This is a genomic window from Planomicrobium okeanokoites (genome assembly GCF_003428875.1).
Taxonomy (GTDB): Bacteria; Bacillota; Bacilli; order Bacillales_A; family Planococcaceae; genus Planococcus; species Planococcus okeanokoites.
Genome location: NZ_QQRS01000007.1, coordinates 1 through 14,847 on the forward strand (window position 1 = coordinate 1; position 14,847 = coordinate 14,847).

Here is a 14,847-nt window from a genome sequence, read left to right on the forward strand (position 1 = left end):
CATTGTGGACACGTCCTTTTTCATTGTGATTTCATTATACTTCACTTAATGACTGTCCACTTTTAAGACTAACTTTAATACTTTCCAAATTGGCTTAAATACTTTCCAATTTACCCGAAATACTTTCCAAATTGGCTCAAATACTTTCCAGTTGATTTTCTGAAATTAATTTGCATAATGCTGGAAACTATTTTGCAGTTAATTCCCATTAATTTGGATATACTGTCCGGAATCACTCAAATACTGTCCGCAGACGAACAATACTATCCGCAAAAGCAAAATACTGTCCGGACCAAATACTTCCCATAAAAAAGACGATCCGCACTCAGCGGACCGCCTCCACAACTTATTTCTACTCTTCACCATGACCCATGCAGCGTTCGCATTCGTACACGATCGATTCGCGCTGTTCCTGGATTTCTGCTCCACATTCACGGCATTCTTTCTTAGTGCGTGTCCCGTACGTAGTTGTCATGTTTTTCATAATATCTCCTCCAATAAATTAGTTTAGTTTGTCATACCCCGGCAGTGTCAGAAACTCAGCAAAATCACTTTCCAATGTCAGTTTTGCAAATAATTCTCGGGCAGCGGCATAGTTGCCGGAAACATAAACTTCTTCACCGACGGCTTGCTTGATCTTATCGGTTTCTTCATCAAGAAAATCATGGAATAAACTCACATTGATCTTACGGCCATCTGCAAGGATTCCTTGTGGATGGCGGATCCACTGCCAGACCTGGGAGCGGGAAATTTCAGCGGTCGCGGCGTCTTCCATCAGGTTATTGATTGGAGCGGCACCGTTGCCGGACAGCCAGGACGCGATGTACTGGATCCCGACAGAGATATTGGAGCGCAAGCCCTCTTCTGTAATCGTACCCCGTGGTACTTCAACAAGTTCCGCAGCAGAAACATGAACATCGTCCCGCTGCCGCCCGATTTGATTCGCCTCAGGCATGTGCTCGTCAAACTGTTCCATCGCAACTCCGACCATTCCCGGATGGGCTACCCATGTTCCATCGTGGCCGTCTGTCACTTCGCGTCGTTTGTCTTCAGCAACTTTAGCGAAAGCGGCGCTGTTGGCAGCCTCGTCACCTTTTACAGGGATCTGGGCAGCCATGCCGCCCATAGCCGGGGCGCCTCTGCGATGACAGGTTTTGATGCACAATAAAGTATAAGCTCTCATAAAAGGAACCGTCATCGTCACCTGGGAGCGGTCCGGGAAAATATAATCCGGATTGTTCCGCATCCGTTTGATGACGGAGAAGATGTAATCCCAGCGGCCGCAGTTGAGGCCAGCGGAATGATCACGCAGTTCATACAGGATTTCATCCATTTCAAACGCTGCAAGAATCGTTTCGATCAGCACCGTTGCGCGGATGGAACCGTTCGGAATGCCGAGCTCCTGCTGAGCAATAACGAAAACATCATTCCACAACCGCGCTTCGAGATGGCTTTCAAGTTTCGGCAAATAGAAGTAAGGGCCGGAACCGCGGGCAATCAATTCTTTCGCGTTATGGAAGAAATATAATCCGAAATCGACGAGGCTGCCGGAAGCGGCGCGGCCGCCAATTTCAATATTCTTCTCCGGCAGATGCCATCCGCGGGGCCGTACCATCAATACAGCTGTCTTTTCATTCAACGCATATTTTTTACCGGTTTCAGGAACTTCAAAATCGATTTGACGGCGAACCGCATCGTACAGATTCACTTGGCCGTCGATCACATTGAACCAGTTCGGTGCAGTGGCGTCTTCGAGATCCGCCATGAACATCTTCGCACCGGAATTCAACGCATTGATGAGCATCTTGCGGTTGGTCGGGCCAGTGATTTCAACGCGCCGGTCTTTCATGTCCTCCGGCAGGGAAGCGACCTTCCAATCGCCATCCCGGATGTGCTGCGTTTCCGGCAGGAAATCGAGTTTCTTGCCGGCATTCACTTCTTTCTGCCGCACTTGGCGCCGGTCCAGCAACTCGCGGCGGCGCTGGTCGAACTTCACATGGAGCTTCTCGACGAATTCAAGCGCTTCCGGCGTCAGGATCTTTTCCATATCAGGTGTAATATCGGCAGTGATTTTAATATCCGATTTTGTAATCAAACTGGATCACCCTTTCACCGTCTGGAATTGATCTGTTTCAGTTGAACCTTTCATAGCGGTAGTGGAACTTGTTCCACCCGAAATGACTTGAGCAACTTCATCGAAATAGCCTGTACCGACTTCGCGCTGGTGGCGGGTAGCCGTATAGCCTTTTTCTTCGCTGGCGAATTCAGCCTGCTGCAATTTCGAGTAAGCGGCCATGCCGTGGTCTTTATAATCATGGGCAAGTTCGAACATGCTGTGGTTGAGTGCATGGAAACCTGCCAATGTAACGAATTGGAATTTATAACCCATCTTGCCAAGCTCGACTTGATATTTCGCGATTGTCTCTTCATCCAATTTCGCTTTCCAGTTGAATGAAGGAGAACAATTGTAAGCAAGAAGTTTGCCCGGATATTCAGCATGGATCGCATCCGCGAATGCTTGAGCTTCTTTGAGATTCGGATGCGAAGTTTCACACCATACCAAGTCGGCATAAGGTGCATAAGCAAGTCCGCGGGCAATCGCCTGGTCGATGCCAGGGTTCGTGCGGTAGAAGCCTTCCGGTGTGCGTTCACCAGTGATGAAACGGTGGTCGGCAGGGTCAATGTCGCTGGTGATCAAGTCGGCCGCGTCCGCATCAGTTCTGGCGATCAGCAAAGTCGATACACCCAGTACATCAGCTGCAAGTCTCGCGGAAACCAGGTTTCGCACGGCGTTCTGTGTCGGCTGTAATACTTTGCCGCCGAGATGGCCGCATTTTTTCTCTGATGCGAGCTGGTCTTCGAAATGGACGCCGGCTGCACCAGCTTCGATCATCGCTTTCATCAATTCGAAAACATTCAATGGACCGCCGAATCCAGCTTCCGCATCAGCGACGATCGGTGCAAACCAGTCGATGCCTTCTGTGCCTTCGACATTATCGATCTGATCGGCGCGCTGCAATGCCTGGTTGATTTTCTTAACAACATTAGGAACTGAATCGACCGGATATAAACTTTGATCCGGGTACATCTGACCTGCTGAGTTCGCATCTGCGGCCACTTGCCAGCCGCTCAGGTAAATCGCCTGTAGTCCTGCCTTTACCTGCTGGACTGCCTGGTTACCAGTCAATGCTCCCAGCGCGTTAACGAAATCCATTTCATGGATGGAACGGAAAAGGCGTTCGGCACCACGTTTTGCGAGTGTGTATTCAATTTGGACAGAACCCCGAAGTTTCACAACATCTTCTGCCGAATAAGGGCGCGTAATGCCGTTCCATCTGCTATCCTGTTCCCAACTTCTTTTCAATTCCTCGATTTGCTGCTGCTTGCTGACCATCCAACCATTCCCTTCGAATAAAAAATTTAAGTTAACTGTATTAATACAGTTTGTGTTGATGTATATTAATATATAACAGATAATTCTGATTGTCCTTCTTTTTGGATGAATGGTTTTATTCGCTGACAAAATGGATTATAAGCGGACAAATGACGGGAAGGGGCGGATAGCGTGGAAAAAGGATTAGTAGAACAGATCAGCCGGATCATGGGGGACTGGCTCCCGAAAGAGGCTTCGATCGCTGTAGCAATAGAGAATTCCTATGTATACTTCAAAGCGGGGGAGCTCGACTTACGGATACAGGAAGGCGATCCGGTTCCAGCGGGCAGTGTGGCGGAAATGACTTTCAAAAAGAAAGGGAAAGTCGAAAGACTGGTGGAAAACTCACCGCTCGGCTTTCCTTATTACGGCATCGGCTACCCGGTGGAGTATGCGGGGCAAGCGGCGGCATTGGTAGTCATGCTGCCACCGAACCACATATTGGCCAAGAAGCCGCAGCTCCGCTTTCTGACCGGCAAGCTGGAAGAAAACTGGCGGCCTGTGCCCCTCGAGCGGGTGACCCATATCGAAAGCAGCCAGAAAAAAACATGGTTCTATTCCGAAGAAGAAGCTTACAGCACAATTTATACATTGAAGGAACTGAGGCATCAATTGCCTGATTATTTTCTTCCTGTACACAGGTCTTTTATTGTAAATATCAATTATATAGAAGGTATTGCGCGCGACGTATCTTCAAATTACGTTCTGACCATGAAAGACGGATCGCTGCTGCCGGTCAGCCAGAACTATGCCGGGTCGATCCGTGAACTTCTCGGATTTTGACACAGTAAATATTGATTAACATCCTGACAGCCGGGTAAAGTCCTGTAAAAAGCTTTGGAGTGATGGACCGATGGAAAAAACGAAATTCATTCATTTTGAAGATGACGGCATGATACCGAATAATGAATCTTTGAGAGTGGCCATTTATCCGGGAGCTTTTAAAGACAATCCGGAAAAGATAGAAGATGTGTTCAATAAGAATGGCTGGACGAACAGCTGGACAAACGGAGTATTCGATTATCACCATTACCACAGCAACACGCATGAGGCACTGGGCGTGCGTTCAGGTTCGGCTGTTATACTGCTTGGCGGTGATGATGGGCAGGAAGTGGAAGTCAAAACAGGCGACGTTGCAGTTTTGCCTGCCGGCACCGGACACAAGAAAATTTCGGCCACCGATGATTTTCAGATAGTCGGCGCGTACCCGGGCGGCGTCAGCCCGAACAAGAAAGTCGGGAACCTCGATGAACGGCCCTATGTGCTGGAAGATATCCAGAACACGCCTTTGCCGCAGAAAGATCCGGTCTATGGCGATGAAGGGCCTCTTTTAAAAGAATGGTCATAAGAAATGCGTCACCATTTTGATTTGGACAAAAAATATCCACTGCCCTCAATAATTGTGGGCAGTGGATATTTCTTTTTTATAACTGTATAGAAATATATTTTGTTTCCAAAAATGCTTCGAGACCTTCCATACCGCCTTCACGGCCGATGCCGCTCTCTTTCATTCCGCCGAATGGCGCCTGGGCAGCGGATGGCAATCCGTCATTCCAGCCCACAATGCCATAATCGAGATTTTCAGCGATATAGGTTCCGCGTGTCATGCTGTCTGTGAAGAAATAGGCAGCCAAGCCGAAACGTGTATCATTGGCCAATTTTACTGCTTCTTCATCTGTCTTGAACGTCATGATCGGCGCAACGGGACCGAATGTCTCTTCATTCATGACGAGCATATCGGAATTTGCGTTCAATAAGACGGTCGGATTATAGAAATAAGCATCATTTTCCGTTTTGCCGTCACCGCCGACAAGCACTTTCGCCCCTTTGTCGACCGCATCTTTCACGTGTTCCGCCACTTTCTCGTAACCATCCTTATCAACAAGAGGACCGATTTGCACACCTTCATCCAGTCCGTTGCCGACTTTCAGATCCGAAGCGGCTTCCTGCAGCTTGCGGGAAAATTCATTCACAATCCCTTCCTGTACATAGATGCGGTTGCCGCAGACACAAGTCTGCCCGGCATTGCGGAACTTGGACGCCATTACGCCTTTGACAGCTTCTTCGATATTCGCGTCATCGAGGACGATGATCGGTGCGTGGCCGCCAAGTTCAAGCGACAGGTTCAGCATCGTTTCTGAACTTTGCTTCATCAATTCTTTGCCTATTTCGGTGGAACCGGTGAATGTCAGTTTCCGGACTGACGGATGGCTGGTAAAGACTTTGCCGATTTTGCTGGCACTTCCCGTAACCATATTAATGACGCCTTTCGGGAATCCGGCTTCCTCAGCCAATTCATACATCCTGACGGCTGTCAGCGGCGTCAATTTTGCCGGTTTCGCGACAAATGTGCAGCCGGCTGCAAGCGCAGGCGCCATTTTCCGCGCCATCATGGCAGCTGGGAAATTCCATGGAGTAATTGATACCACTACACCGACTGGCTGCTTGATCACTTGGATGCGCTTGCCGTCTTTGCTGGCAGGGACTGTCCGGCCGTAAACACGCTTGCCTTCTTCTGCAAACCAGGAGATGAACGCCGCAGAATATTCGATTTCACCGATTGATTCAGCGAGTGGCTTGCCCATTTCCTTTGTCATGATTTCAGCAACTTCCTGTTTATTTTCCATTAAAAGGTCATGCCATTTCATCAATAACTCCGACCGTTGATAAGCGGTCGTCTTTGACCATTCCGGAAAAGCGGCTGCGGCAGCATCGATTGCTTGCGTCGCTTCATCCTCACCGCCATTAGGGACTGTCCCGACCTGCTCGCCGGTAGCCGGATTCATGACATTGATGACACCGTCTCCAGCGGTTGACCATTCTCCGTTAATATAATGTTTGCCTTCCATTGCGTATAACCTCCTTGAATATTGTTTCTACTCCAATGGTATACCCTTTTGGCTGAAATTTTAATTGTGCAGAATGGATATTGGGGGAAGATTTGTCCATGTTTTTACAATCTGAAATCGGCCGTGGATGTAAATGACGCAAAATTGTACTTTTTTGCGTATATATGTCTAATTGAAAACAGACGGGGTATAAGTAGTAAAGAATGGAAATAATCAAGTCTGTGAGCAGGAGGGTGAGATTGATGAAGGTCAGCGAAAGCCGCAAAACAGCTTACGATCCATTAACTGAGCGCAAGGTGGAAGAGATTTGCAATGATTGTTTCGCGTCGGAATCAGAACGCATTGCTGAGATCGGTAAGAAGTTTGTCCATTACTTTGCAGATAATGCATCTTCGGATGGTGTCTTATTTAAAACAATAAAAGAAATTACCGGCGATATAAATATTCCACATCAGTCTTTATCGAAAGTGCTGAAAGTTCTTGAAGATAAAAAAGTGATTTACAGGCGAAATGGGATTATAGGTTTATGGAAAAATTAAATACAGGATAATTATTTAAATGATTTTTTTTTAATATTTTAATATAAATATGAATGACTATCGTTTCTTAATATTACAGAACTCTATTCCTCCTTTCATTTATGAAGGCCAGCAAGTCTATAAGAAAGCTCTATTCCTTATAAGGATAGAGCTTTCTTTATTTTTTTATTTAAAAATACTATAAGTCCTTATACCTACTAGTGTAATTTTTGTAATATTTGTAATTATTCTAAGAGACTTTATGCTCATCATTCGTTAATTTTATTTCATTTTTATTAATTTAATAGTAGAAGTACTCATGGTTATGTGATATAAAGGTACTATAATAATCTGAATTTTTAGATATAAAAGAGCATATGGCGATTTCTTTTTTGAAGGAGGAAAATTTATGGCGGAAAAAGTCATGGTTTTTAATATCCTGAAGAGTCTAAAGAATCATGTGAAGTTGATAGCGGGGGTTTCGATAGTCTCCATGGGCGCAATATGGGCACTTCTCACATTTATACTCGCACCGAACTACCAGGCGACCAGCCAGCTTTACATAGAGCAGCCGACAGCGGGACTCCCGGAAGCGGGGCAAGTGGAAAAGTCAGCTGATCCGCAGGTAGTCGAAGCTTACAGTGTAATGATTAAAAGCAGGGAAGTACTGGCGTCAGCCATTGAAGAGACGGACGTAGCACTGACTCCGGCTGAACTGTTTGAGAAAGTTACAGTTTCCAATGTACCGGCATCACAGGTATTGAATATTACGGTGGAAGATAAAGATAGAAGAATTGCTGGTGAACTTGCTAACTCATTGGCGAACTTTGCGGTAGCGGAAGGCTGGAAGCTGATGAAGACGGATAACCTGGAGATCATCGCTAAGGCTTCCGTAGAAGAAGTGCCTTCTGTACTTGAGGAAAATGTCCTTTACGTTCTGGCCATTGGCGGTATATTCGGGGCGATTGTCGGAATTTTAATGGCATTTATCGCTGAACTGTTCAATATGCTGTTCAGTACGGGTGTGCTGCAAAGAAAAAGAAAACAGTCAAATCTGCAGACAGTGTTCAAGTAATCCGGATACTCGAATGGGGGAACTGAAATGTATGAGCTGGTCTCTGCCAGCCAAACAAATCGCTGGCAGCAAATTCTTGATCTTTTCAATATTACAGACATTTATTACACGTGTGAATATCTTGTAAGCGCACTTAAGCTGGATCCTGGCCAAGCGGTCCTCTTCTATTTTCTGGACGACAGCGGAGAAGGAGAAGTCGCGTATCCGTTTATTAAACGGGAGATTAAAGAGGACGGGATCCTATTTTACGATATTACAACCCCTTTCGGTTATGGCGGTCCATTGCTTAATGTAAAAGGGGATGGTTATAAGCTGGCAGCCAATTTCCTGACAGTATTTACGGAGTATTGCCATGCTGAAAAGATCGCAGCTGAATTTATACGCTTTCATCCGCTGCTGAACAATGCAGAGTTCTTCAAAGATCATCTGGATCTGATTTCCGTTCATAACACCTACACTCTCCCTCTGAAAAGTGCAATATTTCATAATCAGACAGATGAGCATGGGAACTCGCCGGAATATACCGTAAAAAAACTTGGCACCGTCAAGCACATGTTCGATTTTCTGGTGCTGTATTATTCGACGATTCGGATGAATGAAGACACGGACAGCTATTATTTTTTCACAAATGATTATTTTGAATCCCTGGTCAGTGCGCTTGGACCGAACCTTCATCTTTTTGGTGCATATAAAGAAAATAAACTTCTTGCCGCCTGTTATTTACTGGCCAAAGGTGAAGTCATCTATCATCATCTCAGTGGAACTGCCGAGGGCCAGGGAGTTCCTGAAGCTGAAAGTGAGCTGAGAAGAAAAATTGCTGTGTGGGGAGCAGAAAATAATTATCTTTATTACCATCTTGGCGGAAAAACGCTTGATGGCCTTGAAAAGAGCCTCACATCCATATCCAGCAAAATATCAATCGACACATCCACATATTTCATCAGCCGCCTTGTCCATGACAAGGAAATATATAAAACATTTCATCCATTAGAGCAAACGGAACTGATAAAAAGATACGGCAATGTCTAAATCGGTGTTCATGAACGAATGAATAAATGATTGAAACGATTATCAGGGAGGGATCTAATTGAGATATCTTCAATATAAAGGGGTAGTGGAACGGGAATATAAAATGTCATTGAAGAAAGTGATGCATCAATTATGTGTGAACGAAAATTTAAATGCCGTAGATGGTGCAAAAAAATTAGGCATCGCCAAGGAGATTTTCGTATATTGGAGAAATTACTTTCGTCTGGAAGAAAGGCAATTACTGTTCGATCAGACAGTAGCTGATTTGATACATCTGCAGGACCGTTACACGGAGGCGGCCGACATAGATTATTCGGATTATGGCACAGCAATTCCGCCAGCCAATACGATAGACGAATTGGAGGATGTAGTGGATAACTTAATCGGTTATTATAAACATATCCATTATTCCAGTGAAGGCTTTTCGTTGAAAACTGCGAAATTGCCGTTATATGAATTCAGCAAATCTCTGATTACAGATTATCGAAATGGAGAGTTGGCCCGAGAAATACAAAGTGGACGCTGAGACAATGGAAATTCGAATAAAAAGGAACAATTTTTATGGAAGCTTTCACTTTAAGAGTCATACAAACAATACAAAATATACCGGCAGGAAAAGTAATGACGTATGGACAGATTGCCGCTCAAGCAGGCAGCCCAAGAGCCGCAAGGCAAGTGGCACGGCTGCTGCACAGCATGAGTGCAAAATATGATCTGCCTTGGCACAGGGTGATTAATGCCGCAGGAAAGATATCTTTTCAAGACGAGAATCATCGTCAGACACAAAAAGAGCTTTTGCTTGGAGAAGGTGTAGTATTCACAGGGATGAATGTTGACTTAATTCGTTTCCGCTTCGACCCGGGAGAGGACTAAAAGAGTGGGAAGAGGTTTGGCTCTGTCAGAGCCGGAGGAGACCGAATAGTCGAATATGTTTTGTGTGAAGAGTATCAGGGGTATATAAGCAGAGTAGAATTCTGCTTATAGGAAAGAGGTACTCAATTATGTCGAATAGAAAAAAACCGGTCATCGGTATTACAGCACGAGTAGAAAAAGATCAAACTTATACATTAGATCCAGTTTATGCGAAAGCGATATTGCAATCCGGCGGTCTACCGTTGATTGTTCCCATCGTAGATGAAGAAGATATTCCATTATTGTGTGAAAGGCTTGATGGGCTGATCGTAACTGGTGGCGGGGACATTAACCCTACACTTTACGGTGAAGAGCCGCATCCAAGTTTAGGCGCTGTATATCCAGGAAGTGACGAATACGAAAAAGAACTTATCACTGAATTCTTAAAACTGGATAAGCCGTTCATCGGTATGTGCCGAGGACTGCAAATGTTGAATATCACTCTTGGTGGCACTAACTATCAAGACTTGGAAGCAGAATTTGAAGGCAAACTTTACCAGCACCTTCAATTGGCTATGCGGACGCACCGTACGCATTCTGTCGAATTGGAAGAAGACAGCCGCCTGTATGACATCATGGGTGTTAAGAAATTCCGTGTCAATTCATTCCACCACCAGGGCGTGCGCGATGTCTCTGATAAATTGAGAGTAGCCGCTCGTGCAGCTGATGGATTAGTTGAGGCTTTGGAAAGTGACCATCACCAATTCGTGATGGGCATCCAGTGGCACCCGGAAGAATTCGCCTTACAGGACGATCAGCCTTCCATTAATATTTTTGAAAGATTTGTTGACGAGTGCTTGAAAGATAAATACCAAAATCAATAATAATTAAATAGAAGAAATAGAAAAAGCTGCTCAAGTGAGCAGCTTTTTTGAGTGCATTATTAATTATGCTTTATTTTTTACAGACCAAGGTTCAGGAATGCGCTCTGCAACTTCTTTTGAATTAGACCAAGGTTCAGGAATACGTTCTGCTAATTCCTTTGACTTTGACCAAGGTTCAGGAATGCGTTCTGCTAATTCTTTTGATTTTGACCAAGGTTCAGGAATGCGCTCTGCGAATTTAATAGACCAAGGTTCAGGAATGCGCTCTACGAATTTAATAGACCAAGGTTCTGGGATACGTTCTGTTAAATCTTGTTTTTCGTTCAAATTAAATCCGGCGATACTTGTAATTGTAAGTGCTGCTGCAAAAGTTAATACAAATACTTTTTTCATTATTTTCACTCCTCTTTAATGGCCATCAATTCTTTATATGCTTTTTTCGCTTTCACTAGAGAATATGCAGACTTTTCAAATTCTCCCATTCTGATATAAGTATTACCTAAATGACCATAGTAAAAACCTATTTCGAAATGTTTATTATGATTCTTTAGAATTGGTACTAATTTATTTTCTAAGCATTCTACAAAATTATCAAATTCGTTATTCACAAAATATTTCAAACACATGAATTCAACGTAAACTTCTTTGAATTGGTTGTTTGAAGGTGAATCTACACTGATGTTTCTTTCTTCAATTACATTTTGCCCTTTATTAAGAATCTTCTTTGCAGAATCAAAATCCTCTAGCTCAATGTAGCATTTTATTAAGACACAATAATCTAATATTAGATCTGAAGTGTATTCTTCTGGTACGAATTTTAAAGCATTCTCAAGATGAGTGATAGCAGCTTGGAAATTCTGTAATTGATAATAGTAATATCCATAGTTATATTCAGTATTAAATTTAAGGAAATCATTATCAATCTTATTTCCGATAGTGAATGCATACTTAAAATGTTCTTTAGCTGTTCTATAATTTCCAATTCTACGTTCGTTAATAGCGATATTTAAATGACATTCTACTATTCTTTTTGGTACAAATTCTTGTTGGTAGATTTTGAGTGCCATAGTTGAATACTTGTTCGCTAGATTTATTTCCCAACACTGTGATGCGGAAATTCCAATTGAATAATATAAATCTCCTAATTCAGAGGTTGGAAGAGTTGATGGCGATATTTTTTCAGCCATAAGATAAGTTTTTAATGCTAATTCGTATTCATCGAGAATATAATGATAATTTCCTAAATACTTATGGTACAAGTAAAATTGTTCCTGATTCATAAATTCTTTGAAACGCTCAATGTCTTTCATCATTTCTTCTGCACTATCCAAGTCACCAGTTATGATGAAGAATCTAATTTGCTGAATATTATATTCCAACTCAATCTCTTCATCATTATGTAGTAAGGGGTGATTATGAATATCAGCATATTGTTCCATAATTTTTGCTTTATTCTGGGGGTGTAGTAGTAATGATTTAAAATTTTTCACTAATACTTTACCAACAGGGTTATCCTTTGGAGCAAGGGATATCGATAACTTTTTACATAAAGCTTCTAATTCTTTGAGTCCTGGTTCTTTGAGTCCAGACTCAATTTTTTTCAGCTCTTTCGGGAGAAGAATCCCTGAAGCAAGATCTTCTAAGCTCATTTTTCTCTTCATTCGGTGATATTTGAGCCGCATTCCAGTGTCCATTGATTCTCTCCTTTCCGTTTGCATGGGCAGAACTTCAATCATCCATGTAGGAGAGTTACTGTCGTACTTCTCCGAAATGTTGGGGAAGTAAGAAGTAGAAAGATTGCTTAGTACGATAATTTCCGCCTCCACATCTTAAGTATACTTTATTATATCTCTTTTTTTACCATCTTATCATCAATTTTCTAAATAAACTGCTTTTTTTATTATGCTCTATTAAAAATATAATAAAAAGGTAAAAAATACCTATCATCTCATATAGTTAAGGTTGAGAATTACTCATCTAATTATCGGCATGATTGCTGAAAAGTTTAGCACTTCCGGGCATTTGGGTAATGTACATATAACAACAAATATATTTCTGGAGGTTCTTAGTATGGATAAAGAGAAAAAAGTTTTAGCTGTGGTATTTTCCGAAGAAGATTTGATGAGAAAAATCGAGGGCTTAAAAACCCAGGGATATAAGGAAAGTGATATTCATTTAGTGGCACAGGACGGCGATCGTCTGGACACCATTGAAAACCGGACTGGAGCGGAAGGCGAACAAGTGAACTCATTCAAGGATAAATTCAAAGGGTTCATCAGTGGCGAAGGCAGTGTCAGGGAAGGCGTAAAATCATTAGGCTTAAATGACCAGGAGACAGAGCGCTATACCGCTGATATTGCAAATGGCGGAATCCTTCTTTATACGGAAGAAGAACGTGCCGGAATTCTGGAGGCAGTGGAAGAAGGCGAATTGAGGAATAACCAGGGGACTGAAACTCCCGAAGACCAAAAACGCCATCAGTTCATCAACTCGGTCGATAATAATTTCGATGAGCAGGAAGACCGGTTTGCCCGCGGCGAAACTTTCCTGCAAGATCCGACATTAGTGAAAGATGAGCGGCATGTTTCTTTCACAACTGAGGAAAAACCGGAAGTTGAAAAAGCCAGAGGCGGAACAAGCGAAGCTGAAAAACATACGAAGAGCGACAAGAAATACCGTTAAAAGTTTAAGCCCTTTCCTTTATATATGGAAAGGGTTTTAATTTTGCACAAAATTATCTTCTGCGAATGTCATTACTTAGAACAGCAGGTTTTATTTTTCTGAAGGTTCGGGTAAACACTTATTAAGACGATTATACAGGAGGCTGAATTGAAAATGAGAGAGTCTAATAGAGAATTCGAAATGGTATATAGCCAGGAAGAGATGGAACAGCGCATCGAACAGTTAAAGATGCACGGTTACAGTGAAAATGATATCCATGTCCTTGCCAGAGATAAGGATGTTTTCGATTCATATGAGAGTCAATCCAATGTGGATAAGCATGAAGCAGAATCATTTTCGAGCAAGTTCAAGTCTTTCTTCAGCGGAGAAGATACAGTGCATTCGCAGTTGAGGGATTTGGATCTGGATCAATCATCGATCGACAGATACAGTGAAGATATTAAAAAAGGAGCCATTCTTCTATATACAGATGGTAATTCGCTCAGCAGGGAAAGAGAGAATACTTCATCATTCGGCGATGACACCCGTACACTTGATAGTGATGAACGCAAAAGAAATACTGCCTTTACACCATTCGGCAGAGATATCGAACGTGACGGCAATAAATTCAACGATGAAAAAATAAGAGATCGGGATGTGCGCGCAGATCATATAGATGATACACGTCCGGATGGATTGTCTTCTCGGACAATCGCTGAAGACTCGGATCGTATCTATACATCGGAAGTCAGACGCGAAGATCAGCACGGTGATCCGGGTTATGCAAACAAAACCAAAGATTCAAGGCTGGAAGGCGCAACTATTCATCCGACAACGGATGCTAAGCCTGAAGATGAAGGTTCTTTAAAAGAGAAGAGTTTCGACCACGAGCCGCAATTGGAGACAGAAGCACAAGAAGATGACCTTAATCGTGAAGATGGGGTAAATCGGAGACAGGATGAACCATCTCCGGGTGTGGATCCCAATTTAGGACCGGCCCCTTTCGGAAGGGATTCAGAAGAAGAACATTTAATAAGAGATGATGATGACCGAAACAATGGACATAGAAGCGGACACGACGATCCGAAGCATACACTTGATGGACATGATGATGTGGACAACCGCCACAATCCGCGCGATGCGCGATCATTCCATGAGGATGTGGAAAAGAAAACTTCAACGCCACCTACACCAAGACTTTTCTAAGCAGCTGCGGTAAGCGTCCGGCAAACGGCAGTAAAGGACGTGAAAAGGGTTCCGCTCAATTAAATGAGCGGAACCCTTTTGTAATTAAAAGAAAAACCGGTCGATTTGACCGGTACACCAAGATTATTTTTTGCTTGTATTGTTTTTGAAATCTCCAACGGCGTCCTGGACTTCACCTTTTGCTTTGTCCATTTTACCTTCCCGCTGTTTTTGCTTATCATCAGTTGCATTGCCGACTTGATCTTTCAGCTCGCCTTTACCTTTGCTGACAGCGCTTTTGACTTTATCAGAAAATCCATCCTTGCTCATAATCGATTCCTCCCAATGAATGTCTTAACTC

17 protein-coding genes are annotated in these 14,847 nt (G+C 43.3%); 10 read left to right on the plus strand and 7 right to left on the minus strand.

What is annotated here, in order from left to right:
- Positions 1-352 precede the first annotated feature (352 nt).
- The 3 genes from yhfH to aceA are packed head-to-tail and all read right to left on the minus strand — an operon-like array spanning position 353 to position 3,394.
- A complete protein-coding gene (yhfH, locus tag D2910_RS13305; protein ID WP_084244603.1) occupies positions 353-484 on the minus strand; it encodes a protein YhfH in 132 nt (43 codons plus the stop codon).
- A gap of 18 nt (positions 485-502) precedes the next feature.
- Positions 503-2,095, minus strand: a complete 1,593-nt coding sequence (gene aceB, locus D2910_RS13310) for a malate synthase A (RefSeq protein WP_117313783.1) — start codon at positions 2,093-2,095, stop codon at positions 503-505.
- Between the two features lie 6 nt (positions 2,096-2,101).
- Positions 2,102-3,394 (minus strand): isocitrate lyase, encoded by a 1,293-nt coding sequence (gene aceA, locus D2910_RS13315; protein WP_117313784.1) that lies wholly within the window; start codon positions 3,392-3,394, stop codon positions 2,102-2,104.
- A 171-nt stretch (positions 3,395-3,565) separates the two neighbouring features.
- On the opposite strand from aceA, the gene D2910_RS13320 reads away from it, so the two are divergent.
- Together D2910_RS13320 and D2910_RS13325 are read left to right on the plus strand one after the other, a co-directional pair.
- Positions 3,566-4,216, plus strand: coding sequence for a LytTR family DNA-binding domain-containing protein (locus tag D2910_RS13320; RefSeq protein ID WP_117313785.1), 651 nt, complete (start codon positions 3,566-3,568; stop codon positions 4,214-4,216).
- A gap of 70 nt (positions 4,217-4,286) precedes the next feature.
- Entirely contained in the window at positions 4,287-4,781 is a 495-nt protein-coding gene (locus D2910_RS13325; RefSeq protein ID WP_117313786.1) for a cupin domain-containing protein, read from the plus strand.
- Between the two features lie 76 nt (positions 4,782-4,857).
- Here the strand turns inward: D2910_RS13325 and D2910_RS13330 are convergent, their stop codons facing one another.
- Positions 4,858-6,282, minus strand: coding sequence for an NAD-dependent succinate-semialdehyde dehydrogenase (locus D2910_RS13330; protein ID WP_117313787.1), 1,425 nt, complete (start codon positions 6,280-6,282; stop codon positions 4,858-4,860).
- 242 nt (positions 6,283-6,524) lie between these two features.
- On the opposite strand from D2910_RS13330, the gene D2910_RS13335 reads away from it, so the two are divergent.
- From D2910_RS13335 to D2910_RS13360, 6 genes are all read left to right on the plus strand, one after another.
- Complete coding sequence (locus tag D2910_RS13335; protein WP_101802710.1) at positions 6,525-6,821, plus strand: replication/maintenance protein RepL; 297 nt, start codon at positions 6,525-6,527, stop codon at positions 6,819-6,821.
- A 388-nt stretch (positions 6,822-7,209) separates the two neighbouring features.
- Complete coding sequence (locus tag D2910_RS13340; protein WP_117313788.1) at positions 7,210-7,875, plus strand: YveK family protein; 666 nt, start codon at positions 7,210-7,212, stop codon at positions 7,873-7,875.
- A 27-nt stretch (positions 7,876-7,902) separates the two neighbouring features.
- On the plus strand, positions 7,903-8,904 hold the full coding sequence (locus D2910_RS13345) for a GNAT family N-acetyltransferase (protein ID WP_117313789.1): 1,002 nt from the start codon (positions 7,903-7,905) through the stop codon (positions 8,902-8,904).
- 58 nt (positions 8,905-8,962) lie between these two features.
- Positions 8,963-9,430 (plus strand): hypothetical protein, encoded by a 468-nt coding sequence (locus tag D2910_RS13350; protein ID WP_117313790.1) that lies wholly within the window; start codon positions 8,963-8,965, stop codon positions 9,428-9,430.
- A gap of 35 nt (positions 9,431-9,465) precedes the next feature.
- On the plus strand, positions 9,466-9,777 hold the full coding sequence (locus tag D2910_RS13355) for an MGMT family protein (protein WP_117313791.1): 312 nt from the start codon (positions 9,466-9,468) through the stop codon (positions 9,775-9,777).
- Positions 9,778-9,905: 128 nt separating this feature from the next.
- Entirely contained in the window at positions 9,906-10,640 is a 735-nt protein-coding gene (locus D2910_RS13360) for a gamma-glutamyl-gamma-aminobutyrate hydrolase family protein (RefSeq protein WP_117313792.1), read from the plus strand.
- 63 nt (positions 10,641-10,703) lie between these two features.
- Here the strand turns inward: D2910_RS13360 and D2910_RS13365 are convergent, their stop codons facing one another.
- Both D2910_RS13365 and D2910_RS13370 read right to left on the minus strand, forming a co-directional pair.
- Positions 10,704-11,033, minus strand: coding sequence for a hypothetical protein (locus D2910_RS13365; RefSeq protein ID WP_117313793.1), 330 nt, complete (start codon positions 11,031-11,033; stop codon positions 10,704-10,706).
- Positions 11,034-11,038: 5 nt separating this feature from the next.
- Entirely contained in the window at positions 11,039-12,334 is a 1,296-nt protein-coding gene (locus tag D2910_RS13370; protein ID WP_117313794.1) for a helix-turn-helix domain-containing protein, read from the minus strand.
- A 376-nt stretch (positions 12,335-12,710) separates the two neighbouring features.
- On the opposite strand from D2910_RS13370, the gene D2910_RS13375 reads away from it, so the two are divergent.
- Both D2910_RS13375 and D2910_RS13380 read left to right on the plus strand, forming a co-directional pair.
- Positions 12,711-13,322 (plus strand): YflT domain-containing protein, encoded by a 612-nt coding sequence (locus tag D2910_RS13375; RefSeq protein WP_117313795.1) that lies wholly within the window; start codon positions 12,711-12,713, stop codon positions 13,320-13,322.
- A gap of 153 nt (positions 13,323-13,475) precedes the next feature.
- Positions 13,476-14,507 carry a general stress protein gene (locus D2910_RS13380; RefSeq protein WP_117313796.1) on the plus strand — a complete coding sequence of 344 codons (1,032 nt, stop codon included), beginning with the start codon at positions 13,476-13,478 and terminating at the stop codon, positions 14,505-14,507.
- 123 nt (positions 14,508-14,630) lie between these two features.
- Here the strand turns inward: D2910_RS13380 and D2910_RS13385 are convergent, their stop codons facing one another.
- Complete coding sequence (locus tag D2910_RS13385; RefSeq protein WP_179135762.1) at positions 14,631-14,816, minus strand: CsbD family protein; 186 nt, start codon at positions 14,814-14,816, stop codon at positions 14,631-14,633.
- Positions 14,817-14,847 lie beyond the last annotated feature (31 nt).

Excerpts from the sequence above, each read along its gene's own strand:
- D2910_RS13335 (WP_101802710.1), top strand. The coding sequence starts at position 6,525 with ATGAAGGTCAGCGAAAGCCGCAAAACAGCTTACGATCCATTAACTGAG.
- aceA (WP_117313784.1), bottom strand. The coding sequence starts at position 3,394 with ATGGTCAGCAAGCAGCAGCAAATCGAGGAATTGAAAAGAAGTTGGGAA.
- D2910_RS13345 (WP_117313789.1), top strand. The coding sequence starts at position 7,903 with ATGTATGAGCTGGTCTCTGCCAGCCAAACAAATCGCTGGCAGCAAATT.
- yhfH (WP_084244603.1), bottom strand. The coding sequence starts at position 484 with ATGAAAAACATGACAACTACGTACGGGACACGCACTAAGAAAGAATGC.
- D2910_RS13380 (WP_117313796.1), top strand. The coding sequence starts at position 13,476 with ATGAGAGAGTCTAATAGAGAATTCGAAATGGTATATAGCCAGGAAGAG.
- D2910_RS13355 (WP_117313791.1), top strand. The coding sequence starts at position 9,466 with ATGGAAGCTTTCACTTTAAGAGTCATACAAACAATACAAAATATACCG.
- D2910_RS13365 (WP_117313793.1), bottom strand. The coding sequence starts at position 11,033 with ATGAAAAAAGTATTTGTATTAACTTTTGCAGCAGCACTTACAATTACA.
- D2910_RS13375 (WP_117313795.1), top strand. The coding sequence starts at position 12,711 with ATGGATAAAGAGAAAAAAGTTTTAGCTGTGGTATTTTCCGAAGAAGAT.
- D2910_RS13370 (WP_117313794.1), bottom strand. The coding sequence starts at position 12,334 with ATGGACACTGGAATGCGGCTCAAATATCACCGAATGAAGAGAAAAATG.
- D2910_RS13325 (WP_117313786.1), top strand. The coding sequence starts at position 4,287 with ATGGAAAAAACGAAATTCATTCATTTTGAAGATGACGGCATGATACCG.
- D2910_RS13360 (WP_117313792.1), top strand. The coding sequence starts at position 9,906 with ATGTCGAATAGAAAAAAACCGGTCATCGGTATTACAGCACGAGTAGAA.
- D2910_RS13330 (WP_117313787.1), bottom strand. The coding sequence starts at position 6,282 with ATGGAAGGCAAACATTATATTAACGGAGAATGGTCAACCGCTGGAGAC.
- D2910_RS13385 (WP_179135762.1), bottom strand. The coding sequence starts at position 14,816 with ATGAGCAAGGATGGATTTTCTGATAAAGTCAAAAGCGCTGTCAGCAAA.
- D2910_RS13340 (WP_117313788.1), top strand. The coding sequence starts at position 7,210 with ATGGCGGAAAAAGTCATGGTTTTTAATATCCTGAAGAGTCTAAAGAAT.